Below are 24,031 nucleotides of genomic sequence, written 5' to 3' on the forward strand. Positions count from 1 at the left end.
GCCCGCATCTTTATACGATCCTTACGATCTCAAGCCTCATTCCCAATCGATCCTTTATGTCAGGCGCTCTAGCTCTGGTCCTGCTCCATCTCACCGGGAGACGACCATGCTGGACTTTCTGTACCTGGGCCTCGGGCTCGCGTTCTTCGCATCCATGATCCTCTACGCAGCCGCGACCGAGCGACTGTAGGAGGCTGTCATGATTGAACCCCTCCTTGGCCTCGCCGTCGCTGTCGCGCTCGGCATCTATCTGCTCATCACATTGCTCCGCCCGGAGCGATTTTAACGACGCATGCTTGCGAGGACTTTTGTCATGACATTAATCGGCTGGACTCAGATCGCCGCCATTTTCATTCTGGTATTGTTGTGCGTGAAGCCGCTTGGGGTCTACATGGCGCAGGTCTTCAGCGGCGGCCGGACGATTTTGTCGCCCGTTATTGGCCCCGTTGAAAACGGCTTCTACCGCCTCGCCGGCGTCGATCCGTCGCGTGAACAGTCCTGGCGCGGTTACACCGTCGCGATGCTGGTGTTTAACGCGGCCGGCTTCATGTTTCTTTACGCCTTACTGCGTCTCCAAGGCGTGCTCCCGCTCAATCCGCAGGAATTCTCCGCGGTCCCGCCAGATCTGGCTTTCAATACCGCGACCAGCTTCGTCACCAATACAAACTGGCAGGCCTATGGTGGCGAGACCACCATGAGCCATTTGGTGCAGATGGCAGGGTTGACGGTGCAGAACTTTCTGTCCGCGGCAACCGGCATTGCGTTGGCGCTGGTGTTCGTGCGCGCGCTGGCCCGTTCGGGAAGTTCGACCGTCGGCAATTTCTGGGCGGATCTAACGCGCGCGACTCTTTACGTGCTGTTGCCGCTATCGGCTGTCGTTGCCCTCGCCTATATCGCAACCGGCCTGCCGCAGACGCTGCTGGGCTCCGTTGATGCGACAACACTTGAGGGCATCAAGCAGACCATCGCGCTTGGCCCGGTCGCCAGCCAGGAAGCCATCAAGCAGCTTGGCACCAACGGCGGTGGCTTTTTCAACGTCAACGCGGCGCACCCTTTCGAGAACGCGAGCGCGATCAGCAATGTGATTTCAATCTGGGCGATGCTGGTGATCCCGGCCGCTCTCCCATACGCATTCGGCCGCATGGTTGGCGATACGCGACAAGGATGGGCTTTGCTTGCAGCCATGCTGACGATCCTGATCGCAGGTGTCATCGTTGCTTACTGGGCTGAAGCCGCAGGAAATCCGCTACTCACCTCGCTGAATGTCGACCCATCCGCCGGCAACATAGAGGGCAAAGAGGTTCGTTTCGGCACGGCCATGTCCGCGCTCTATGCCGTGATTACCACGGGTCTTTCCTGTGGCGCCGTCAACGCGATGCACGATTCATTCACGCCGCTCGGCGGATTGATGCCGCTCGTCATGATGCAGCTTGGCGAAGTATTGCCGGGTGGTGTCGGCTCCGGGCTCTACGGCATGCTGGTGTTCGCGATCGTCGCCGTGTTCATCGCGGGTCTGATGGTGGGCCGCACGCCGGAATATCTTGGCAAAAAGATAGAGGCCAAGGAAGTGAAGCTCGCCATGCTGGCGCTGCTGATCCTGCCGCTGTCGATTCTTGGTTTCGCTGCGATCGCAGCGGTATTACCCACTGCTCTCGCCAGCCTCGCCAACAGCGGTCCGCATGGCTTGTCGGAAATCCTCTACGCTTATTCATCGGCGACAGGGAACAACGGCTCAGCTTTCGCCGGACTCAGTGCCAACACGCCCTGGTATAACGTCACGCTCGGCCTTGCGATGCTGCTTGGGCGGTTCGCTTACGTCGTGCCGGCGATGGCGATTGCCGGTTCGCTGATCGGCAAGATCAAGGCGCCAGCGTCCGAGGGTACCTTTCCGACCCATACCGCGCTGTTTGTCGCTCTCTTGATCGGCACGATCCTGATTGTCGCGGGACTTGAATTCTTCCCTGCGCTGGCGCTTGGCCCCATCGTCGAGCACTTCCAGATGCTCGCGGGCAAGACGTTCTGAACTGTAACCATTGCAATTTCGAATGAAAGTTGATCGCAATGACACGCAAGACACAGCAAACCGCAATCGCCGATCCCGCCTTGATGATGCGTGCGATCGCTGACGCATTCCGGAAGCTCAACCCGCGGCACCTGATGAAGAACCCGGTCATTTTCGTGACCGAGGTCGTCGCAGCGGTCGTTACCATCACCTTTGCCAACGATCTGTTCCATGGCCAACCCGCGTTGTTCAGCGGCCAGATCGCGGCATGGCTCTGGTTCACCGTACTATTCGCCAATTTTGCCGAGGCCATCGCTGAAGGCCGTGGCCGCGCTCAGGCCGATACACTCCGGCAGACCCGGACGGAAACGCGGGCAAAGCGAATTCTGATGACCGGAAATAACGAGCTTTACGAAGGTGTCACCGCATCCGATCTCGAAGTCGGGGATCTGGTACGGGTCGACGCCGGCGAGATCATTCCCATCGACGGCGAGATTGTTGAAGGCATCGCATCGGTTAACGAAGCTGCGGTGACAGGCGAGTCTGCGCCGGTCATCCGCGAATCCGGTGGCGACCGCTCCGCCGTCACCGGCGGCACAACCGTCATCTCCGACTGGCTCGTCATTCGCGTCACGTCGGCGCCCGGCTCGTCATTCCTCGACCGGATGATCGCGCTGGTCGAAGGCGCTGCACGGCAGAAAACTCCGAACGAACTCGCCCTTTCCATCCTGTTGTCTGGCATGACGCTGATCTTCCTCATCGCCGTCGTCACGCTGTGGCCCCTGGCCAGCTATTCCGGCACCGTGCTTTCGATCACGGTGCTGACGGCGTTGCTCGTCACCCTGATCCCAACCACGATTGGCGGCCTGCTGTCGGCGATCGGCATCGCCGGAATGGACCGTCTGCTGAAGTTCAACGTGCTGGCAATGTCCGGACGCGCCGTCGAGGCGGCCGGCGACGTCGACACGCTGCTGCTCGACAAAACCGGGACCATTACTTTCGGCAATCGTCTGGCCAGCGAAATTATCCCGGTTGCAGGCGTGACCGAACGGGAGGCTGCGGAAGCCGCCATGATGGCCAGCCTCGCCGACGAGACAGCAGAAGGCCGTTCGATCATCGCGCTCACGAAGGAAAAGTATGGCATCGCTACACATCAGCAGCCAGCCGACGCAGTCTTTGTGGAATTCTCCGCAACTACACGATTGTCCGGCATGGATACCGGGTCACGCCGCCTACGCAAGGGCGCTATCGACGCGGTGTTGAAATTTGCGCGCGACAGCGGAAGCCACGACCAGCAGGAGCCTGCTGCATTCCGCAGCGCCTATGACCGGATCGCCCGGTCCGGCGGAACGCCGCTCGGGCTTGTCGACGGCGATCGCCTGCTTGGCGTGATCCATCTGAAAGACGTCGTCAAACCAGACATCAAGGAGCGCTTTGCCGAACTGCGGCGGATGGGAATCCGCACCGTGATGGTGACGGGCGACAACCCGGTCACGGCCGCGGCAATCGCTTCGGAGGCCGGTGTTGACGATTTCATTGCGGAAGCGACGCCGGAAGACAAATTGCGCTACATTCGCGAGGAACAATCCAAGGGCCGGTTGATCGCCATGTGCGGCGACGGCACCAATGACGCGCCTGCCCTTGCGCAAGCCGACGTCGGCGTCGCGATGCAGACCGGCACACAGGCTGCGCGCGAAGCCGGCAACATGGTCGATCTCGACTCCAATCCGACAAAACTGATCGAAGTTGTCGGTATCGGCAAACAGCTTCTGATGACACGGGGATCGCTGACGACGTTTTCCATCGCGAACGATGTCGCAAAGTATTTCGCGATCATCCCGGCTCTCTTTATTGCAACCTATCCCGAGTTGAGCGCCATCAACATCATGCAGCTCGGGACGCCGCAAAGCGCTATCCTGTCGGCCGTTATCTTCAACGCGCTGATCATCGTGGTGCTGATCCCGCTGGCGCTGAAGGGCGTTTCTTATCGACCGGTCGGGGCCGCCGCGCTGCTGCGGCGCAATCTTGTAGTCTATGGCCTGGGCGGACTGATCGTGCCGTTCATCGGCATCAAGATCGTCGATATCATCGTCAACGCATTGCATCTGGCCTGAAGGAGGTTGTCATGTTCACGCATCTTCGCCCCGCCATCGTCCTGTTGGCGCTTTTCGTCGCCCTGACCGGCCTCGCCTACCCTCTCGCAATCACCGGCATCGCACAGGCCACGATGCCGCGAATGGCGAACGGCAGCCTGATCGAGAAAGGCGGCAAGGTCGTCGGCTCCAGTTTGATCGGGCAGAACTTCGCGGACGCAAAATATTTCCACGGCCGACCCTCGGCCACCAGCGCCCCCGATCCCGCCGATTCAAGCAAGACAATCGACGCGCCCTACAACGCCGCCAACTCCAGCGGTTCGAACTTGGGGCCGACATCGCAAAAGCTCGTCGACCGCGTCAAGGGCGATATCGAGAAGCTGCGCGCAGACGGCATCCGCGGTCCGGTGCCGGCCGACAGCGTCACGACGTCCGCCAGCGGGCTGGACCCGCACATCTCGCCGGCCAATGCGAAGAGCCAGATTCCACGGGTCGCCAAGGCACGCGGACTGTCAGAACAACAGATCCGGGATCTCGTCGACGCCCGGACGGAAGGACGGACGCTGGGCATTTTTGGTGAACCGCGCGTCAATGTTCTCGGACTTAACCTCGCGCTTGAGGTAATTCAGCCCTAATATCGAAGGGCATAAGGACAACCATGCCCGCCAGATCCGACGCCAGAGCTTCTCCCGACGCCTTGCTCGCCCTCGCTAACAGGGAGTCGCGCGGGCGCCTCAAGATATTTCTTGGCGCGGCACCCGGCGTCGGGAAAACCTATGCAATGTTATCTGCCGCGCGCGCCGCGCAGGACGAAGGGCATGACGTTGTCGCCGGGTTGGTCGAGACCCATGGCCGTCGCGAGACCGAGGCACTCATCGCCAATCTCGAGACTCTGCCCCGGAAACCCATCGTTTATCGCAACCAGGTGATCAAGGAATTCGATCTTGATGCCGCGCTGGCGCGCAAGCCGGCCCTGTTGCTGGTCGATGAATACGCGCATACCAACGTCCCCGGCAGCCGACATCCGAAACGCTGGCAGGACATCGATGAACTACTGGACCAGGGCATCGACGTCTGGACCACGCTGAACATTCAGCATCTCGAAGGCCTCAACGACGTCATCCAGAAAATTACCAAGGTTCGCGTGCGCGAGACCGTGCCGGATACCGTTTTCGACAAAGCCGATGAGCTCGTGCTGGTGGATTTCCCGCCGGACGAACTCCTGAAACGGCTTGCAGAGGGCAAAATCTATGTCCAGGACACCGCCGCGCGCGCTGTCGAAAGCTTCTTCAAGCCGCAAAATCTGACAGCGCTTCGCGAATTGGCATTGCGTCGGGCCGCCGAACGGGTGGACGCGCATCTCGTCTCCCGTATGCAGGCGCACGCCATTGAAGGGCCGTGGGCTGCGGGAGAACGGATCGTTGCCTGCATTGGGCCTGAAGCCGCCGCGGAAACGATTGTGCGTACCGCAAAACGGCTGGCCGATTTGATGGACGCGCCGTGGATCGCCGTGACCGTGGAGCGGCCTGGCCGCCCGCTCGCCGACGACGCCCGCAGGCGTATCGACGACGCGATCCGGCTTGCAGAGACGCTTGGCGGCGAAACGAAGACCCTGATCGGAAACGATCTGCCCGACGAAATTCTACGCTTTTGCCGCTTTGAGAATGTAACCCAGATTGTCATAGGCCGCGCGCGTCCACGCTTTCTCACAGAGCTATTCCGCAATTCCTTGCAATTGGAGATTATCAGGCGCGCGGAAGGCATCGCTGTTCATGTCGTGACCGGAAACACCTCGTCCGCGCCGCGACGATCATGGTCGCCGTCCTGGCAGCATCTGTCCTTTGATCCGATGCCCTATATCTGGTCCTCTGTCGGCGTCGGTGCGGCCGCACTGATCGGACGCGGATTAACGTCGCTGACGCCGTTGCCGAATCTGTCGATGATCTTTCTTGTGGCTGTGCTGCTTCCCGCCGTCACGTTCGGTATCCGCCCTGCGATCTATGCGTCGCTGCTGTCGTTTCTGGCATACAATTTCTTCTTTATAGAACCGCTCTATAATTTGACCGTTGCCGAACCATACGAACTTTTGGCACTGGTCATCTTTCTCGCGGTCGCCGTAACCACCTCTGCACTGGCCGGCCGCGTCAAAACCCAAGCGAGCAATGCCGCCGGTCGCATCCGCGCCACGCGCCGGCTTTACGAGTTCACCCGCAGACTGTCCGGCCTCGCCAGCGTCGATGAAATTGCCGAGGGTGCGGTCAGCGAAATTCACGGCAGCCTCGGAAAACCGGCAATCATCCTGCTCGAGAGAGACGATGGGTTGAACGTCGTCGCGGCATGGCCTCCGGAAGATACGCTCGATACCGCTTCCCTCTCAGCGGCGCGTTGGGCATTCGAGCACGGCGAACCCGCCGGACGGAACACATCGACGCTGCCTCTTGTACCGTGGTTCTTTGTCCCGATGCGAGCGTCGCAGCGCTCGCTCGGTGTCGTCGGCATCGTTGTCGAAGACCAGCGCGCGATGGACTCGGAAACACGCGTATTGTTCGACACGCTTGCCGAGCAGGCCGCCGCTGCGGTCGAGCGCGCGATGCTGTCGCGGGATATGGTGACCGCGAATTCGGAGATCGAAGCCGAAAGAGTGCGTAATACCGTACTCGCCTCGATCTCCCATGATTTCCGCACTCCCCTCGCCTCCATTCTCGGTTCAGCGACAAGCCTGATTGAATACGGCGACAAGATCGACGCGCGAGGCCGCACGGACCTGCTCAGCCATATCAAGGAAGAGGTCGAGCATCTCGACGGCATGGTGCGCAACCTGTTGTCCATGACGAGGATCGACGCGGGCGCCCTCGAGTTGCGTGAGGACTGGGTCGACCTGCGCGAGATCATCGATCGGGTGGTCAGCGCTGCGCGGCGCCGCGGGGCGCATCAGGAGTTAAAAATCCAGCTCCCAACGGAACTGCCGCTCGTTCGGGCCGATGCCTTGCTCGTCGAGCAAGCGCTTGGAAATGTCATCGGCAATGCCATCGAACACACACTGGACGAAACCACAATTGTGATCACTGCCGAGGTCTCGTCAAAGACGCTTGCATTGTCTGTTCAGGACAATGGCCCCGGCATCCCGCCAGACGTTCTGCCTCGCGTGTTCGAAAAATTCGTCAGTGCCCGCACATTGTCGGAGACCACGACCAACAAGGGCCAGGGTACGGGTCTCGGGCTTGCCATCGCCAAAGGCATCATGAAAGCTCATGGCGGTGACGCCTTGGCGCAAAGTCCGGTGTCTGCGGGCCGCGGCACACGGATTACAATGGAATTCCCGATTAGTGAGGTCGCGTCATGACGGCAAATACGCGCGTCCTTATTGTCGATGACGAAGTCGCGATCCTGAGATTTTTGCGGCCGGCGCTTGAGGCCAACGGCTACGATATTGCGGTTGCCGGTACGGTCGCTGAGGCGATACGTCAGATTGCGGCCACTGCGCCGGACATCGTGGTGCTCGATCTCGGCCTGCCCGACGGCGACGGCAAGGATGTGATTCGAAGCGTTCGCGAATGGTCGGACGTTCCTATTGTCGTGCTGTCAGCTCGCGACCGTGAGACCGAAAAAATCGAGGCGCTCGACCTTGGCGCCGACGATTTCGTGAACAAGCCGTTCGGCGTCGGCGAGTTGCTGGCTCGGATGCGAACGGCAAGCCGGCATCGTATGCAGCGCAAGGATGAAACGGCGGTGCTTGCCGTGGCCGATCTTGAAATCGACAGTGTGCGTCATCGCATTACCCGCGGCGGGACCGAGATCAAACTCACACCGAAGGAATTCGAGCTGTTGTCGTTTCTTGCGAAACACGCGGGCAAGGTTCTCACCCACCGCCACATTCTCACTGCGGTCTGGGGGCCTGCTCACACGGCCGACACCCAATATTTACGGGTTTACATCGGACAACTACGCCAGAAGATCGAAGCGAAAGCCGACGATCCCCGCATCATCATGACCGAACCCGGCATTGGATACAGGATCGTGGAAGCTTGATTGCAAATGCAACGATCGCGGAAAATCACGCCCGGCCCGCGTCTGACAGCCGCAACCTCATATCTTATTTTGCTAGGATCCGGGCTAACTCGATAAGCCCTGGTTCAATTGGTTTGGTGAGCCCCGCAATGTCTGCCAGAGGCGTGAGGGTCATGTTTCCCTTCTGGTAACCAACCAGTACACCTGACTTGCCCTCGCTGAGAGCCTGAATGGCGCAAACACCCAGCCGAGTCGCAAGGAACCGGTCAACGGCGGTCGGCGGAGCGCCGCGCACGACATGCCCCAGCACGGTTGCGCGCAACTCGAAGCCGATCATCTGCTTGTCTTTCTCGAAATAAGAAAGAATTCGTGCAGAGTTGTCCTTGACCCCTTCCGCGATGACCACGATGGCGTGAGTCTTGCCGCGCTCATAGGCTGCGCGCAATCGCTGCGCGATTTCAGCGGCGGAGACTTCAAGCTCCGGAGTGGAGATCACCTCCGCACCACCCGCAAGGCCCGCCATCATTGCAAGGTAACCGCAATCCCGCCCCATCGTCTCGACAAGAAACGCGCGATTGTGGGACGATCCAGTGGTCCGCAGATAATCGATGGCTTCGAGCGTCACGTTGATCGCGGTATCGCATCCGATAGTGACGTCGGTTCCGAACAGATCATTGTCGATCGTCGATGCAATGCCCACCACAGGAAATCCGAGCTTACTCAGCATGTAAGAGCCGGTCTGCGATCCGTTACCGCCGATCACCACCAGCCCGTCGATCCCGCGCTGGGCAAGATTACGTATGGCTTTCGAACGGCCGCTCTCTTCCCTAAATTCCTTGGAGCGGGCGCTTCCGAGAAAGGTGCCGCCCAGATGAATGACACCACCAACGTCGCGCGCATTGAGCTGGCGCATCTGATCTTCAATCAGACCCTGAAATCCCTGGCGGATGCCATAGACCGTCATATTCTGATCGAGAGCGCTACGCGCCGCAGCACGTATCGCGGCGTTCATGCCCGGCGCATCTCCGCCGCTGGTGAGAATCGCAATGCTTTTCATGTCCTGACGTTACCCTCGGACTGGTGACGCGTCGATGCAGTGCAGCTTGACATGTTATAACATTTGACCAATGTTCTAACATAACCGGTTATAAAGCCGGGCCAAGGGAGGACGACATATGGAGTCATACAAGCCAACGCGCCGAAAATTCCTGACGGGAACCGCCGCTGCATCAGGGTTGATCATCGGTGCCCCTGCTCTGCTCAGGCAGGCTTCTGCACAGGACGCCGACCTCGCGCCTTACAAATCCGCCAAAATCGACTGGCAGCAAACCTCAGGTGAAAGCATCACCGTTGCGGTTATTCCAGCGAGTTATTTCGATAATCTGATTTCGCTCGCGCCGCAGTTCAAGGCGCTCACGGGCATTGATGTCAGGTTCGAAAAAATTCCGCCTGCGCAAATCCGCCAAAAGAGCGTGATTGATCTCACGTCGAAAACCGCGACCTATGCAACCCATGCTGCCGACCCGATGTACTATTCGCTTTATGCCGCTAACAAATGGGTGGAACCGCTCGACAGCTACCTTGGCGATAAATCGCTGACCGACGCCGACTGGTTCAAATTCGACGACATTATTCCGGCCTGGCGAAACGCCGACAGCATCGACGGCAAGCTCTACGGCGTGCCTTACGACGGCGAAGTCACCATTCAGGTCTATCGCAAGGATCTTTACGACGCGAAGGGGCTGAAGCCAGCCGACGACCTTCAGACATTCGTTGCCAACGCCGTCGCGTTAAACGCACCGAATGATCGCATCTGGGGTACCGCGCTGCGCGGCGTCGCCGGCGCGGGCCAGAACATGTACATCTATCCCTCCATCTTCCGCGAATTCGGCGGCGAATGGTTCAAGGGCGGAAAGCTCACGGTCAACGGCCCCGAAGCCGAGGCGGCCCTTGCCTGGTACATTGACGTGATGCGCAAGTATGCGCCGACCGCCGCGGCCAACTGGAACTGGCCCGACATTGCCGACGCCTTCTCGCAGGGAACGGTGGCAAGCTATATCGACGCGCACTCCTCGGCGTCGGTCGTCAACAATGCCGAAAAATCGAAAGTCATCGGCAAGGTTGCCTATGCACGCTGGCCCAAGGGGCCGTCGGGAAAACGGGTGACTTCGATCTGGAACTGGGGCTTCCCGATCAACGCAGCCCTTTCCGAAAAGAAGAAGAAAGCGACCTGGCTGTTTATCCAGTGGGCTGCAAGCGCCGAGACACAGGCGCGAACGGCGCATCGCTTCGCCGGTCCGGCAAAACGCTCGGGCGTCAACCGGACCTCGATCTGGCGCGATCCGGACTACGTCAAGCTGATGAACGGTTTCGGCGACAACTTCGTCGAAGCCACGATGCAGACCTTGCAAAGCGACACTGATGTCGATTGGCGTCCGCGCGTACCGCAATGGCCGGCGATCGGCGACACCATGGCAACTGCGATCCAGTCGGCGCTGTCCGGTCAGGCGACGGTCAAGGCAGCGCTGGATGACGCCCAGCGCCGCGTCGAACCGATGATGCGTGGCTGATCTTGGCGAAGCCAGCGACAACAATCATGCGGGCTTCCGGCAACGCGGCCGTCATCGCATCGGGCGATTACGGCCGCGTGCTGGCGAAGCGCGAGCGGCGGTTCGCAGGTGCATTGCTTGCACCGGCGTTCGTTGCGCTCATGGCAACCACGACCTTCCCGCTCCTGTTTCTGATCTGGACGAGCGCGTTCCGAATGGATCTCGCAATGCCGTTTTCGGATGGCTTTGTCGGATTTGAGAACTATCGCATCCTGCTGGCCGATGATCGGTTCTGGTCGTCGCTGCTGGTCAGCCTGATTTACACCGGCTCCACCGTTATCCTGCAGGTCGCACTAGGGCTGGCGCTGGCCTTGCTCGTGATGGACATGAAGCGCGGGCAGAGCTGGTTTCGTGTTATCGCCATTCTGCCTGTTGTGCTGTCGCCCGCGGTGGTCGGCATGATCTGGCGAACATTCATGCTCGCGCCCGAATTCGGCATTGTCGACTACCTCGCAATCAATGCCGGCATCGGCAGCAAGAACTGGCTCGGCGACCCCTTCCTGGCAATGGTCTCGGTCATTGTCATCCATACATGGCAGTGGACCCCGTTTGCGTTCATGGTGCTGCTGGCCAGTCTCGCGTCTCTTCCGGAAGATATCTATGAAGCAGCCCGCCTTGACCGGGCAACCGCGTGGCAGCGTTTCCGGCGCATCACGCTGCCGCTGCTGCGGCCTGCGATTGTCATGGTGATCATCATGCGGACGATGGTTGCGCTGACTGCGTTCGCCGCGATTTTCACTGTGACGGGAGGCGGCCCGGGCACCGCCACCGAAATTCTCAACCTCTACGCCTACCGTAAATCTTTCACGGAATTGTCGATCGGCTACGGCTCCGCGCTCGCTGTGGCCCTTCTCGTGGTGACCATTTTGATCTCCGGCGTGCTGTTCGCCTTGCGGAGGGCAAAATGACGGCCAGACGAATTCGTGTCACCGTAACGCTTGGAATCTCGCTGGTGTTTCTGCTGGCATGGGTTTTCCCGATCGTCTGGAGTGTCTTGAATTCGCTCAAGACCGATCGCGACGTCCTCGCCTACCCGCCAAAACTCTTCTTTGAACCGACCTTGAGTGCCTATCGCGACGTTCTGTTCGGTTCTGCATCGATCCTGCCGAATCTTATCAGCAGTTTCATCATCTCGATCGGGACCACCGTCATTACAATGCTGATGGCCGTGCCGGCTGCCTATGCGCTGGCGCGCTTGCGCTTCGGCGGCAAGAAAACAGCGGGCTTCTACGTTCTCGCAACCCAGATGCTTCCTCCAGTCGGCATCATCATCCCCTACTTCCTGATTCTGCGAAACGTCGGCTGGATCGATACCTATCAGGGTATCATTCTTATCTATTTGTCGTTTTCCCTGCCCTTCGCAATCTGGCTGCTGGTTTCCTACTTCGAGGACATTCCGTTCGAGATGGAGGAAGCCGCCTATCTCGATGGCGCGAGCCGGATGCGGACTCTGTGGCGGATCATCATTCCGCAGGTACGCGGCGGGATCGCCGTCACCATCGTATTCGTATTCCTCAATGCGTGGAACGAATTCCTGTTCGCGGTCGTGCTGAGCGGCAACACCGTGCGGCCGGTCACAGTCGCCATGTTCAACTTCATCTCTGTGGAACAAACCTTGTGGGCTAAGCTCGCAGCTGTTTCCGTGCTCGCGATGCTCCCGGTCGTGATCCTCGGCATTGTCGCCCAGAAAAATATCGTCAAGGGACTGACCGTCGGGGCGGTCAAGGGCGGAGGACGTCGGTGAGCGGTCGCGGTCAGGTACGTTTTGATGGCATCTCGAAGATGCATGGCGAATTCGCCGCGCTGAAAGGCGTGACATTCGAGATTGAGCCCGGAGAGTTTTTTGCGTTGCTCGGCCCGTCGGGCTCCGGAAAGAGCACCACCTTGCGAATTCTCGCCGGCCTCGACGCGCCGACCGCGGGCCGCGTTTTTATCGACGCTCAGGATATTACGGCCTCGGACGCGCGCGACCGTGACATCGCCATGGTGTTTCAGAGCTACGCGCTTTATCCGCATATGACCGTCTTCGAAAACATCGCCTTCCCGCTTGAGATGGCGAAGTTGCCGACAGCAGAGATCAAGCCTGCGGTGCATGAGGCTGCGCGCAAGGTTGCTATCGAACATCTGCTCGAACGCAAACCCGGCCAGTTGTCGGGAGGCCAGCAGCAGCGTTGCGCGCTCGCGCGGGCCATTGTGCGCAAGGCGCGGCTGTTCCTGCTCGATGAACCGCTGTCCAACCTCGACGCCAAGCTGCGGCTGGAAACCCGCGTGGAGCTGAAGAAGCTGCAACGTTCGCTCGGTGTGACGGCCGTATACGTCACGCACGACCAGGAGGAAGCGATGACGCTGGCCGACCGCATGGCGGTGTTCATGGCCGGTGAAATCCAGCAGATCGGCCGCCCGGCGGAAGTCTTTGCCCGGCCTAACTCCATCGATGTGGCCGCCTTTATCGGCAGTCCGCCCATGAACCTGATCCCGGCACGCTATAGCGACGGCGGCATCGACATCGCGGGCCATCGTCTCGACACCGGAATGAAGGACGGCGGCGATCGCGATGTCGTCGTGGGCATCAGGCCCGGTTCCGTCCGGATCACTCCGAACGGAATACCGGCAATCGTCGATCTCGTCGAAGACCTTGGCGACACGGCGATCCTCGATCTTGACTGCGGCGGCACCTTGATTCGCGCGCGCGTCAGCGATGGCGATGTTCCACGCGAGGGTACGAGGCTATCGATAACCGCGCGGCCGCAAGACATTCATCTTTTCGATAAGGCGACACGCAAGCGTTTGTGATGACAATGTTCCGCGTCTTCGCACTCAAAAGGCACGACCGACAATGACCAGCTCCCATGAGCCCGTGAACGCAAGTTCTACGCCGCTTCACATTCAGGTCCGAGAGACCATCCGGCGGCAGGTCAAGGTCGGCAAGCTGATCGACAAGGCCGGCCGGCTCATGACAGAAGCCGAACTCGGCAAGCATTTCGGCGTCAGCCGGATAACCATCCGCAACGCCATCAAGCCGCTGGTCGATGAAGGCATCTTCGAGCGTGAGCGCGGCCGCGGAACGTTCCTGCGCACAAATCAGCCCGAGAACTGGGTCGGGCGGCTGATGGGTTTCTCGGAAACCATCAAGGACGCTGGCTATCAGCCCGGCGCAAAGATTCTGTTGCAGGGAATGACGAACAAGCACGACGCCGACGTCCGCAAACAATTGCGGGAGCGTGCCGTCTGGCAGCTCAAACGCGTCCGTCTCGCTGACGACATTCCCATCGCAATCGAGCACGCTTTTTATCCTCCGGACATCGGGCTCGAGCTGGAAAAGCGCGATCTGACGTCCATCGTGATGTACCGCGTGTTCGAAGCCGAGATCGGCTTCGACATCAAGGAAGCGACCCAAACAATCAGCGCATCCCTGGCGGACGCCACCAGCGCAAAGCTTCTCGGCGTGAAGGCCGGCAGCCCGCTGCTGTCGATCGAACGCCTCACCGTAAATGCAGACGGGCGCCCCCTGGAACTGCTGCGTTCGGTCTATCTGCCGAACTACTTTCGCCTCAGCATCAATCTGACGAGACGCCATCTCTGACCGGTTGGCAGGACGTTTTTTAGTAAAGCTCAAGAAGGACAAGAACCGTGCGAACTGGTGGTAAAGCATCCGACAGCCCCAACATCCTGATCATCCTCAACGACGACATGGGGTTTTCCGATATCGGATGTTATGGCGGCGAAATCGAAACCCCGAATCTCGACCGGCTTGCAGCGAATGGCCTTCGCTATTCGCAATTCTACAACACCGCCCGCTGCAGCCCTGCACGCGCGTCGCTTTTGACCGGCTTGCACCCGCATCAGACCGGGATCGGAATTCTCACCTACAACAACGGACCAGAGGGCTACGCAGGTAACCTGAACAAGAGTTGCGTGACGGTGGCCGAAGTTCTCAAACAGAAGAATTACAAGACTTACCTGAGCGGTAAGTGGCATATCTCCAGCAGCCTGACCGTGCCCACGGACTCGTGGCCCCTGCAACGGGGGTTCGACTATTTCTTCGGCACCATCATCGGCGCAGGAAGCTTCTATCATCCGAACACGCTGACGCGCGGCAACGACAACATCGAACACGAAGCCGAAAAGGATCCGGCTTTCTTTTACACCGACGCGATCAGCGATCAGGCTGTCACCTATATCCGGCAGCACAAGCAGGCCAATCCCGACGCCCCGTTCTTTCAGTATGTTGCTTACACGGCTCCGCACTGGCCGCTTCATGCCCACGAAGAGGATATTGCCAAGTACAAGGGCAGGTTCGACGCTGGATGGGACAAGCTGCGCGAACAACGCATGAAACGGCTGATAGACGGCGGAATCATCCATCCGAACTGGCAACTGACGGACCGCGATCCAACACAGCCGCCCTTTACTGAAGCAGAGAATCGCGCGTGGACGCTGCGCTGCATGGAAGTCTACGCAGCCCAGATCGACCGGATGGACCAGGGCATCGGCCGGATTATCGCGGCGCTGGAGGAAACGAACCAGTTGGATAACACCCTCATCATCTTTCTCTCGGATAACGGTGCGTGCGCGGAAGACATTCCAGACAACGTCACGGCGCAGGAGTTGGTCGATCAGCTTATGATTGCCAAGGCGAAGACACGGGCCGGCGAACCAGTCCGGTTCGGAAACGATCCGTCCCTGATGCCTGGCGCAGAAGATACGTATCAAAGCTACGGTACGGCGTGGGCCAACCTGTCGAACGCACCATTCCGGCTTTATAAACACTGGGTGCACGAGGGCGGGATCGCCACACCATTCATCGTGCACTGGCCGCGAGGCATCAAGGATAAGGGCGGCCTGCGGCATAATCCCAGCCAGCTCCCGGATATTATGGCAACCATCGTCGATGTCACCGGCGCCACCTACCCCGCGACGTTCAACGGCAACACCATTCTGCCATGCGAAGGCGAGAGCCTGGTGCCATCGTTTGCGGCAGCGTATGGCGGTCGCGGCCCGCTGTTTTGGGAGCACGAAGGCAACGCCGCAATTCGCATCGGAAAATGGAAGCTGGTGCGCAACTATCCCGGTCCGTGGGAACTCTACGACATGGAAATTGACCGCACCGAGATGCACGATCTCGCCGCGCAGCATCCGGAGCGTGTTCAGTCCATGAGCGAGCAATACGCGGCTTGGGCAAATCGCTGCGGCGTGATCCCGCGCGAGAAGATACTCGAATTGATGAAAGCCGAAGGCGGCACGGCATTCTGGGAGCAGGAACGACAGTAACGCGGCTGTTAGGCAAGTAAAAACAATGGAGCGCGATACGATCGCTGAGCACCGATGACCGAGAGTTCTCCCCGTTGCTGTGTGGCTCGCCGTACCGACGATGTTTCGGCGGCATCACGCGACGGAATTGAACCGAGCTCAGCATTCATTGCGCGTAGATGGAGTCCTTCTATCGGCGGCTCTTTCATCATGGGATCGAATGACAGACGGTTCCCGGAGGATGGCGAAGGACCGCCGCGCTCCGTAACCGTGAGCGAATTTGCGATCGCCTGTTACGCGGTCAGCAACCTCCAGTTCGGTGACTTCGTTCGCGCAACCGGATATTCCACCGACGCGGAGCGATATGGCTGGAGCTTTGTCTTCCAAGGCTTTCTATCAGACGATCTCAAGCGTGACATCGGCAGCCGGGCGGCCGATACGCCGTGGTGGATTCCCGTACCACACGCCTACTGGGCGCAACCGGAGGGCCCGCCGAGTACGATACTCGATCGGCTCGATCATCCCGTTGTGCACATTTCATGGAATGACGCTCAGGCCTACTGCAAATGGGCCCGTACGCGCCTGCCGACGGAAGCGGAATGGGAGATCGCCGCACGCGGCGGACTTGAGCAAGCGACATATCCCTGGGGCGATGAGCTCACGCCTGAGGGACAACATCGCTGCAACATATGGCAGGGCAGCTTCCCCGATCGCAATACGACCGATGACGGCTATGCCGGAACCGCTCCCGTTCATGCCTTCGGACCGAACGGCTACGATCTGTACAATGTCGCCGGCAATGTCTGGGAATGGTGCCAAGACTATTTCTCGCCCGACTATCATTGCATCACCGACGTGACCAATCCGCTCCAGAGCCAGCCAACCGCCACTCGCTCGCTCCGGGGAGGATCATTCCTCTGCCATGAGTCCTACTGTAACCGCTATCGTGTCGCCGCACGCAGCTCGAACACGCCGGACAGTTCGTCCAGCAATATCGGATTTCGCGTGGCACGGATCGCTGACGGCGACACCCGGAAGACGCCATGACCTACGTTACCCCGCCGGACTCTCCCAAAAAGCCGAGCGTCGCGGGCTATCTGCTGCCCACCGTGCTGCGCAATTTCGTCCGTAATCGCGAAACCGGCGTCGTCGCAGTCGCGATCGTGATCGGGCTTCTCTCCGGCCTCCTTGTTGCTATCATCTCGAAGCTGAGCGAAATCGCGCACGCATTGCTGTTCGATATTCCCTACGACGCACATCTAAGCGCGACCGGCATGATCTCATGGCAACGCACATTGCTGGTGCCGATCGCGGGCGGTCTGGTCCTCGCCGTGATCGCAATGTTTGTGGCCGGGCGCTTTAAGGGGCAACTCGCCGACGCGATTGAAGCCAATGCACTTTACGGCGGCCGCGTTTCGATGCGAGGCAGTCTTCTCATCTCGATGCAGACCCTGCTTTCGAACGGCTTCGGTGGATCGGTCGGTCTGGAAGCCGGTTACACACAAATCTGCGCCGCGTTCAGCTCTCACATCGGCAAGCGCCTCGCGGCACGCCGCAGCGACATGCGGCTGCTGGTGGCTTGCGGCGCAGCCGGTGCGATCAGCGCGGCATTCTCTGCGCCGCTGGCTGGCGCCTTCTATGCGTTCGAGGTTGTTCTGGGTGCATACACATCCGCCGGGCTGGTGCCGGTCATTGCAAGCGCCGTGGCTTCGTGGCTGGTGGCGCGCCATCTGACTCATCAGTCATTCCTGATGGTCCCTGGCTTTCCCTCGCCCGTTTCGGTCGAGATGATCGGTCAAACCGTTCTGATCGGCGTCATTTGCGCATTCGCCAGCATCATCCTGATGTTGGCGGTGGCTTCCTCCGAACGTCTTTTCCAACGATTGTCGGCTTTCGGCGGTTTCCTGAGACCAATTCTCGGTGGTGCATTGCTGGGCGCCCTCGCTCTCCTGACACCAACGGTGCTCGGCGCCGGGCACGGCGCGATGCAGATTCTGCTCGTAAGCAACCCAACATGGCTGCTGCTGACGACGACGATCGTCCTCAAGACACTGGCATCGGCCATATCGCTTGGGTCCGGATTTCGCGGCGGCTTGTTCTTCGCATCCCTGCTGCTTGGCGCGCTGGTCGGTCAACTCTATAGCACCGTGATGAGCATCCTGCTGCCCGACATTGCCTTGCAGCCGGGAACAGCGGCCATCGCCGCGCTCGCAGCGCTTGGCACCGGGGTACTTGGGGCGCCCTTCAGCATGATCTGTCTGGCGCTCGAAATTACCGGCGATTTTTCGGTCACCGTCGGCGCCGTCGTCGCCTCGTCCGTCAGCGCACTGATTGTCAGGGAACTGTTCGGTTACAGCTTCGCGACCTGGCGTTTCCACTTGCGGGGTGAGGTTATTCGCGGTCCTCAGGATGTCGGCTGGATCCAGCAATTGAGCGCGACATCCTTGATGCGCTCGGACTTCGAGAATGCTCTCAGCACAATGCCGATCGTCGAAGCCCAGAAGTTGTTTTCGCCCGCGCGCGTCAAACAGATTGTGCTGCGCGATCCAAACGGGACTTATGCAGGTCTCGTTTCGTCCGCCGATCTGCATTCGATCGCAACAATCGACAATCTTCCGCTCGCCACGTTGGCGCAACAGAGCGAGGAGTTCCTGCTGCCTGATGCGACGATCCGGGACATCATGGCAGCCTTTGAACGGACCGAGGCCGATGTGCTGACGGTCGTTGACCGCGCAGACCACCGTGCCGCCATCGGAACGGTCAGCGAGGCGCACGTTCTGCGGACTTACGGTGAGGAACTCGAACGGCGCAATCAGGAACTGTATTTCCGGTGAGCCGCCTACTTCAAGGCCGCAAATCCATATCGATCCGGACGAAGTCGCCGCGATAGGTCACCTCACCAAGATAAATCACGGTCCGGTCTGCAGTTGTGAAAACCCGCCGAACTTCAGCGACGGGCGAATTCAACGGTACTTGCAGCAGCTTCGCGACTTCGAGGTCGGCAGTGCCGATCGTCAGCGTTTGCCGCGCGCTGCTGATCGCGGGATCGCGCATATCCTTCAGGATCGGAATCACGGTTTCCTTGCGAAAGCGCTTTGGATGCCTGCGGAATATTTTTTCGTCGAGATAGATCGAGATCACACAATAAGGCCGGCCATCACGTGAATGCACCCGGCGCATGAAAACATAATGCGCCGCCGCCTTGCCCTCTTCCGGCCGCAGCGGCGCGTCGGTACGGCTTTCCGAAATATTGATGATCTCCGGCGATGTGTCCCGGTAGACCTCCGCGAGGTCGGACAGCGTCGTCTCGACCTTCAACCATCGGTTCTCGGTCAATGTACCTGTGATAAAGGTACCACGCCCTTGTTGAGCCTCCATAACTCCATCGCGCACGAGCAGATCGACCGCCTGCCGGATGGTTACGCGCGAAACACCGAACTCCGCTGCGAGCGATTCATTGGCCGGCAACCGGAGGCCCTGCGCCCATATTCCGCGGGCGATACGCTGACGAAAAATATCGGCGATCTGGGCGTATTTTGGAACATGGCTGTTTGAAATCAAATCCATCGCTGTTCTCATGTTTCAGATCATTGGTCTGATACTAACGCCACGCGACCTACGACATGACCAGCGCCGCGCCCCGTTCTCCAATCATCAGGCTGCTCGCATTGGTATTCGCGGAGGTAATCTTCGGCATCACCGAGGCATCGATGACGCGCAGCTTTTCGACACCGCGGACACGCAATTCAGGATCGAGCACCGATTTCTCGTCGCTTCCCATCCGGCAGGTGCCGACGCAATGAAACACGGTGCCGCCGGTGTTTCGCGCGAAATCCCACAGGCCGGCCGAATCGTCCGCCGAAGCGCCGGGCACCACCTCGGTATCCCACAGATCTCGGAATGATTTCTGCCGATAAATATCACGCAGCATTTTCAAGCCTGCAACGATGGTCTTGCGGTCGATATCTTCGGCAAAGTAGTTCGGATCAATGCGCGGCTGAGTGAACGGATCGGTCGATTGAATCGCAAGATGTCCTCGCGATTCTCCGTGGCATTGCCAGACCGACGCCGTAAATCCTGAATAATTGTGCAAGGGGGTACCGGGTTTATCGACCGACAGCGGCATCACGTTGAACTGAATATCGGGACGTCCGCCCACGGAATACTCCGTGCAGGCAGCGCCGCCGACCTGTCCCGCGCCCGCGGTCAGCGGACCGCTACCCGCCAGCATCCACTGCAAACCCATCTTTGCAAGCTCGAACGGATTGCGGACCTGATCGTTGAGCGAAATTCGATCCTTTAACCGGACAATCATGCGGGCCTGATAGTGATCCTGCAAATTGCGGCCGACCTCGGGTGAGTCGGCAATGACGGGAATGCCGAGTCCACGCAGCAGATCAGGCGGACCGACGCCGGAGAGTTGCAATACCTGCGGCGATTGCAACGCGCCGGCCGACAGAATGACCTCGCGGTCGGCTGCAGCGGTGAAAACCTCTCCCTTGCGCACCCATTCTACGCCGCTCGCGACGCGGCCTCTGAATGTGACCTTGCTGACCTGAGCGTCAGTCACGACAGTCAGGTTGGTACGATCTCTGGCGGGCCGCAAAAACGCCGACGCAGAACTGGTACGCCAGTGGCGGCCAATGCCGAGTTGATACGTGCCGACACCCAACGTGGAGGCGCCGTTAAAATCCGGATTACGCGGAAGGCCGAATTCCACAGCAGCATCGACCCACGCTGCAGAAGCGCGATTCCCTGTCCGAAGGTCGGAGACTTCAAATTCACCGAGGCCGCCATGGTACTGGCTCTCACCGCCTTGGTACCGCTCGTAACGCCGGAAGTACGGCAGCAGTTCGCGGTAATTCCAACCTTTCGCGCCAAGACGCTCCCAGTCGTCGAAGTCCTCATGCTGGCCGCGGATGAAGATCAAACCGTTGATCGATGACGACCCGCCAAGCACCCGCCCGCGCGGCCAAATGATCGACCGTCCGCCGGTGCCTTCTCCGGGTTCGGTCTTGAAGAGACGTGAGAAGCGCTCGTTGTAGATCGTGCGGTAGTAACCCACCGGAAGCTTCAACCAGAAATTCCGATCGGACCCTCCGGCCTCCAGCAGCAGCACGCGGCAGGACGGATCGGCGGACAAGCGGTTCGCAACCACGCAACCGGCTGATCCCGCGCCGACAATGATGTAGTCATATCCCTGAGCAGCCATACTTGCTTCCCGACAGATCAGGCTGTCCGATATTGTTCGATCGAAAGGAGGTCGGGTTCGATTCCAAGACCCGGATGATTGTCCAGCGTCACCCGGCCGTCATTGATCTTGCTGACGGGCCCACAGAACTGGTCACGCAGCGGATTGAGGTTCGAGTCGACTTCCAGCAATCCGTCGCCGCCGACCCCTGCCAGCAAGTGTGCCGATGCCAGCAGGCCTATGCCGCCGCCGAGATAATGCGGACAGAACATCTTGCCCGACTTCAGAATATCGCGCGCGATCTCCGCGCAAGCGGTCAATCCGCCCCATTTGGCGATATCCGGCTGAACGACCTGCAGGACATCGTCACTTAGCGCTTGTGCAAAGCCTTCGCGGCTCGCAATGTTTTCTCCCGCCGCCAGCCGCAGATCGCTGCCGCTACGAAGTGCCTGCCATTCACTCCACGGCCGGTCGGCACGGATTGGCTCTTCAAGCCACGCCAGACCAAATTCCTGAAGGTGCGGCGCAACTTCAAGCGTCCGTTCCTTTGACCAGGCTTGGTTGGCATCCGCCGCCAACATTCCATTTCCGATGAGCCTGCGAAGCGCCCCGAGATTTGCGCGGTCAACCGCCAGATCAAAGCCGATCTTCAACTTCAGCGCGCGATGCCCCCGGCTCAGCGCCGCTTCCGCCATTTGCGCCGAGCCTGTCGGGTTGATGCCGCTGGCATAGACCCGGATTTCATTACCGTTGCCCCCGAGCAACTTCCATAGCGGCATGTTGCGGCGACGCGCGCAGAGATCCCACACCGCGAGGTCAATGCCGGCGATCGCCTGCGCAAAAGGGCCCGGCTCCCCCGATTGCAGCGCGAGGACGGCGGTGGCCTGCGTCAACCTTTCGAAAACATCCGAGGGCTGGCTGACGGAAAATCCGGCTACCGCCGGCGCCAGAACCTCGTTGACCAGCCTCGCCCGGTGCTCGGCGCCCGTCGAGGGAAAGTTAGCCCAGACTTCTCCCCAACCCACCGTGCCGTTATCGTCCTCAACGCGAACGAAGACCGCAGGCCGATCCAGCATCCGGCCGAATGATGTGACGACCGGTGTGGAGAGCGGGTAGCGGTAACAAAATGCCTGAACGGTACGGATGGCGAACGTCTGCGATGTCATTTCTGCGATCCGACAGCGCGACCGGCAACATGCGGCCGCCTCTTGTATGGTCATCCTATTTATAATATGACTGCCATCGGATCAACTGCAATTGCTTGCGGGATGCACGAATGAATGGGAGTGTCGCGAGACGCTTTTTGCTTGGGCTGGCACCGTGGGTCGGCGCTGTCCTTCTTTGGTATGGCGTGCGCTGGAGCGGGTTTGTCAACGAGTCCTTGATTCCAGCGCCTCATCAGGTCGCAGCCAAGTTTGTCGAATTGCTGCTCAATGAAGGGCTGCTGTTCGACATCTACGCCTCGACGCGAAGGGTCTTGATCGGCGTAGTGCTGGGCATTCTCGCCGCCGTTCCGGTCGGCTTCCTGCTGGGCTGGTATCGGCCTGCCCGGACCTTCGCCGATCCCATGATCAATTTCTTTCGGGCACTTCCACCAATCGCGCTGATCCCGCTCGTCATCGTCTATTTCGGCGTCGACGAAGCCGCAAAACTCGTGATCCTGTTCTATGCCTCGTTTTTCTCGGGCGTGATCGTGATGTACGAAGGCGTGTCGCAAATCACGCCGCTGTATATACGCGTGGCACAAACCCTCGGCGCCGGCGAGTTCGAGATTTTCCGAAAAGTCATCATCCCGCTGACAGTCCCCCATATCCTGACCGCATTGCGGGTCGCACTGGGTGTGGCGTGGGCAACGCTTGTTGCATCCGAGCTGGTTGCAGCTCAGCGCGGTCTCGGCGCAATGATCCAGAACGCCTCGACCTACTTTCTGCTCGACGTCATCTATGTCGGCATCATCTGCATCGGCTTTATCGCTCTGATCATGGACCTGATCCTGCGGCGGATCAGTGCGCGCCTTCTGGTCTGGCAAGAACGGGCTGTGGCATGAGCGAGACAGCTAGCCTCAAGAGAGTGCAGTTCGACCACGTCTCACTCGCCTTTGATACACCCAAGGGCAAACTCACCGTCGTGGAGGATGTCACCTATGACATCAACGATGGCGATTTCATCGCGGTGATTGGCCCTTCCGGCTGCGGCAAGACCACGATGATGAGTATGCTGGCCGGATTCCAGAAGCCGACTACGGGTAATGTCCTGTTCGACGGACATCCCGTCAAAGGACCCGGCCCCGAACGAGGCGTCATCTTCCAGGAGTACGGTGTTTTTCCGTGGCTGACCGTGAAGGAAAACATCGCGTTTGGTCTCCAGCTCAAGGCGAACCACGTTCCGCTCACGGAGCGGAATCAAATCTGCGAGCACTATCTCGCGCTGATGGGACTTTCGGATTTCGCGAATTCCTATCCGAAGCACCTGTCCGGCGGAATGCGTCAACGCCTTGCGATCGCCCGCGCGTATGCCGTGAAGCCGCAGTTTCTCCTGATGGACGAGCCGTTTGGCGCTCTCGATGCGCAGACCCGGGCCAATATGCAAAACCTGCTGCTGAAGGTTCTCGCCACCGAAGGCAAAACCGTCATGCTCATCACGCATTCCGTCGAGGAAGCGATCTATCTCGCCTCCCGCATCGTGGTGGTGACGGCGCGTCCGGCCCGGATCAAGCAGATCATCGATGTGCCCTTCGCCTATCCGCGCGATGAATCGATACAGGAGCGCCCGGAATTCGGTGAACTGAGAAGCTACATCCGAGAACTCGTTATGAGCGAATACCGCGCGCAGCAGGCACAGATGCGTCCCGCCTCATTTTCGGAATAATCGCAAACAC

Annotated in this window: 20 protein-coding genes; 16 read left to right on the top strand and 4 right to left on the bottom strand. The window is 59.6% G+C overall.

Annotated elements, in window-relative coordinates; all coding sequences use genetic code 11:
• Window positions 1-199 precede the first annotated feature (199 nt).
• Genes kdpF through AC1RKJ_RS07655 form a run of 6 tightly spaced genes read left to right on the top strand, consistent with a single transcriptional unit; the run spans window position 200 to window position 8,124 of the window.
• Window positions 200-286 carry a K(+)-transporting ATPase subunit F gene (gene kdpF, locus AC1RKJ_RS07630; RefSeq protein WP_492792674.1) on the top strand — a complete coding sequence of 29 codons (87 nt, stop codon included), beginning with the start codon at window positions 200-202 and terminating at the stop codon, window positions 284-286.
• 27 nt (window positions 287-313) lie between these two features.
• Complete coding sequence (gene kdpA, locus AC1RKJ_RS07635; protein ID WP_492790469.1) at window positions 314-2,023, top strand: potassium-transporting ATPase subunit KdpA; 1,710 nt, start codon at window positions 314-316, stop codon at window positions 2,021-2,023.
• 38 nt (window positions 2,024-2,061) lie between these two features.
• On the top strand, window positions 2,062-4,116 hold the full coding sequence (gene kdpB / locus AC1RKJ_RS07640) for a potassium-transporting ATPase subunit KdpB (RefSeq protein ID WP_492790470.1): 2,055 nt from the start codon (window positions 2,062-2,064) through the stop codon (window positions 4,114-4,116).
• Between the two features lie 11 nt (window positions 4,117-4,127).
• Window positions 4,128-4,730 carry a potassium-transporting ATPase subunit KdpC gene (gene kdpC / locus AC1RKJ_RS07645; protein WP_492790471.1) on the top strand — a complete coding sequence of 201 codons (603 nt, stop codon included), beginning with the start codon at window positions 4,128-4,130 and terminating at the stop codon, window positions 4,728-4,730.
• A gap of 23 nt (window positions 4,731-4,753) precedes the next feature.
• Window positions 4,754-7,438, top strand: coding sequence for a DUF4118 domain-containing protein (locus AC1RKJ_RS07650; protein WP_492790472.1), 2,685 nt, complete (start codon window positions 4,754-4,756; stop codon window positions 7,436-7,438).
• The gene (locus tag AC1RKJ_RS07655; protein ID WP_492790473.1) at window positions 7,435-8,124 is read left to right on the top strand and encodes a response regulator; all 690 of its coding nucleotides are present in this window, start codon (window positions 7,435-7,437) and stop codon (window positions 8,122-8,124) included. The genes AC1RKJ_RS07650 and AC1RKJ_RS07655 overlap by 4 nt, the downstream gene beginning before the upstream one ends.
• Window positions 8,125-8,188: 64 nt before the next feature.
• Here the strand turns inward: AC1RKJ_RS07655 and AC1RKJ_RS07660 are convergent, their stop codons facing one another.
• On the bottom strand, window positions 8,189-9,160 hold the full coding sequence (locus AC1RKJ_RS07660) for an ATP-dependent 6-phosphofructokinase (RefSeq protein ID WP_492790474.1): 972 nt from the start codon (window positions 9,158-9,160) through the stop codon (window positions 8,189-8,191).
• A 118-nt stretch (window positions 9,161-9,278) separates the two neighbouring features.
• Between AC1RKJ_RS07660 and AC1RKJ_RS07665 the strand changes: the two genes are divergently transcribed.
• The 8 genes from AC1RKJ_RS07665 (at window position 9,279) to AC1RKJ_RS07700 (ending at window position 18,796) form a co-directional block, all read left to right on the top strand.
• Entirely contained in the window at window positions 9,279-10,673 is a 1,395-nt protein-coding gene (locus AC1RKJ_RS07665) for an ABC transporter substrate-binding protein (protein ID WP_492790475.1), read from the top strand.
• Between the two features lie 26 nt (window positions 10,674-10,699).
• Window positions 10,700-11,620 (top strand): carbohydrate ABC transporter permease, encoded by a 921-nt coding sequence (locus AC1RKJ_RS07670; protein ID WP_492790476.1) that lies wholly within the window; start codon window positions 10,700-10,702, stop codon window positions 11,618-11,620.
• Window positions 11,617-12,456: a carbohydrate ABC transporter permease gene (locus AC1RKJ_RS07675; protein WP_492790477.1), complete on the top strand. Its 840-nt coding sequence runs from the start codon at window positions 11,617-11,619 to the stop codon at window positions 12,454-12,456. Before AC1RKJ_RS07670 ends, AC1RKJ_RS07675 begins: the two co-directional genes overlap by 4 nt.
• Window positions 12,453-13,505 (top strand): ABC transporter ATP-binding protein, encoded by a 1,053-nt coding sequence (locus AC1RKJ_RS07680; RefSeq protein ID WP_492790478.1) that lies wholly within the window; start codon window positions 12,453-12,455, stop codon window positions 13,503-13,505. The genes AC1RKJ_RS07675 and AC1RKJ_RS07680 overlap by 4 nt, the downstream gene beginning before the upstream one ends.
• Window positions 13,506-13,548: 43 nt before the next feature.
• Entirely contained in the window at window positions 13,549-14,295 is a 747-nt protein-coding gene (locus tag AC1RKJ_RS07685; RefSeq protein WP_492790479.1) for a GntR family transcriptional regulator, read from the top strand.
• A gap of 47 nt (window positions 14,296-14,342) precedes the next feature.
• Window positions 14,343-15,983 (top strand): arylsulfatase, encoded by a 1,641-nt coding sequence (locus tag AC1RKJ_RS07690; protein ID WP_492790480.1) that lies wholly within the window; start codon window positions 14,343-14,345, stop codon window positions 15,981-15,983.
• A gap of 186 nt (window positions 15,984-16,169) precedes the next feature.
• Window positions 16,170-17,009: a formylglycine-generating enzyme family protein gene (locus tag AC1RKJ_RS07695; protein WP_492792675.1), complete on the top strand. Its 840-nt coding sequence runs from the start codon at window positions 16,170-16,172 to the stop codon at window positions 17,007-17,009.
• Window positions 17,006-18,796: a chloride channel protein gene (locus tag AC1RKJ_RS07700; protein ID WP_492790481.1), complete on the top strand. Its 1,791-nt coding sequence runs from the start codon at window positions 17,006-17,008 to the stop codon at window positions 18,794-18,796. Before AC1RKJ_RS07695 ends, AC1RKJ_RS07700 begins: the two co-directional genes overlap by 4 nt.
• A gap of 10 nt (window positions 18,797-18,806) precedes the next feature.
• Here AC1RKJ_RS07700 and AC1RKJ_RS07705 read toward each other — a convergent pair whose 3' ends face one another.
• Genes AC1RKJ_RS07705 through AC1RKJ_RS07715 form a run of 3 tightly spaced genes read right to left on the bottom strand, consistent with a single transcriptional unit; the run spans window position 18,807 to window position 22,319 of the window.
• Window positions 18,807-19,529 carry a GntR family transcriptional regulator gene (locus tag AC1RKJ_RS07705; protein WP_492790482.1) on the bottom strand — a complete coding sequence of 241 codons (723 nt, stop codon included), beginning with the start codon at window positions 19,527-19,529 and terminating at the stop codon, window positions 18,807-18,809.
• Window positions 19,530-19,578: 49 nt separating this feature from the next.
• On the bottom strand, window positions 19,579-21,174 hold the full coding sequence (locus AC1RKJ_RS07710; RefSeq protein ID WP_492790483.1) for a GMC family oxidoreductase: 1,596 nt from the start codon (window positions 21,172-21,174) through the stop codon (window positions 19,579-19,581).
• A 17-nt stretch (window positions 21,175-21,191) separates the two neighbouring features.
• The gene (locus AC1RKJ_RS07715; protein WP_492790484.1) at window positions 21,192-22,319 is read right to left on the bottom strand and encodes a mandelate racemase/muconate lactonizing enzyme family protein; all 1,128 of its coding nucleotides are present in this window, start codon (window positions 22,317-22,319) and stop codon (window positions 21,192-21,194) included.
• 110 nt (window positions 22,320-22,429) lie between these two features.
• Between AC1RKJ_RS07715 and AC1RKJ_RS07720 the strand changes: the two genes are divergently transcribed.
• On the top strand, window positions 22,430-23,200 hold the full coding sequence (locus tag AC1RKJ_RS07720; protein ID WP_492790485.1) for an ABC transporter permease: 771 nt from the start codon (window positions 22,430-22,432) through the stop codon (window positions 23,198-23,200).
• On the top strand, window positions 23,197-24,021 hold the full coding sequence (locus AC1RKJ_RS07725; protein WP_492790486.1) for an ABC transporter ATP-binding protein: 825 nt from the start codon (window positions 23,197-23,199) through the stop codon (window positions 24,019-24,021). Before AC1RKJ_RS07720 ends, AC1RKJ_RS07725 begins: the two co-directional genes overlap by 4 nt.
• The last annotated feature ends 10 nt before the right edge of the window (window positions 24,022-24,031 follow it).

Source organism: Afipia sp. GW822-FHT04G07 (assembly GCF_058800765.1).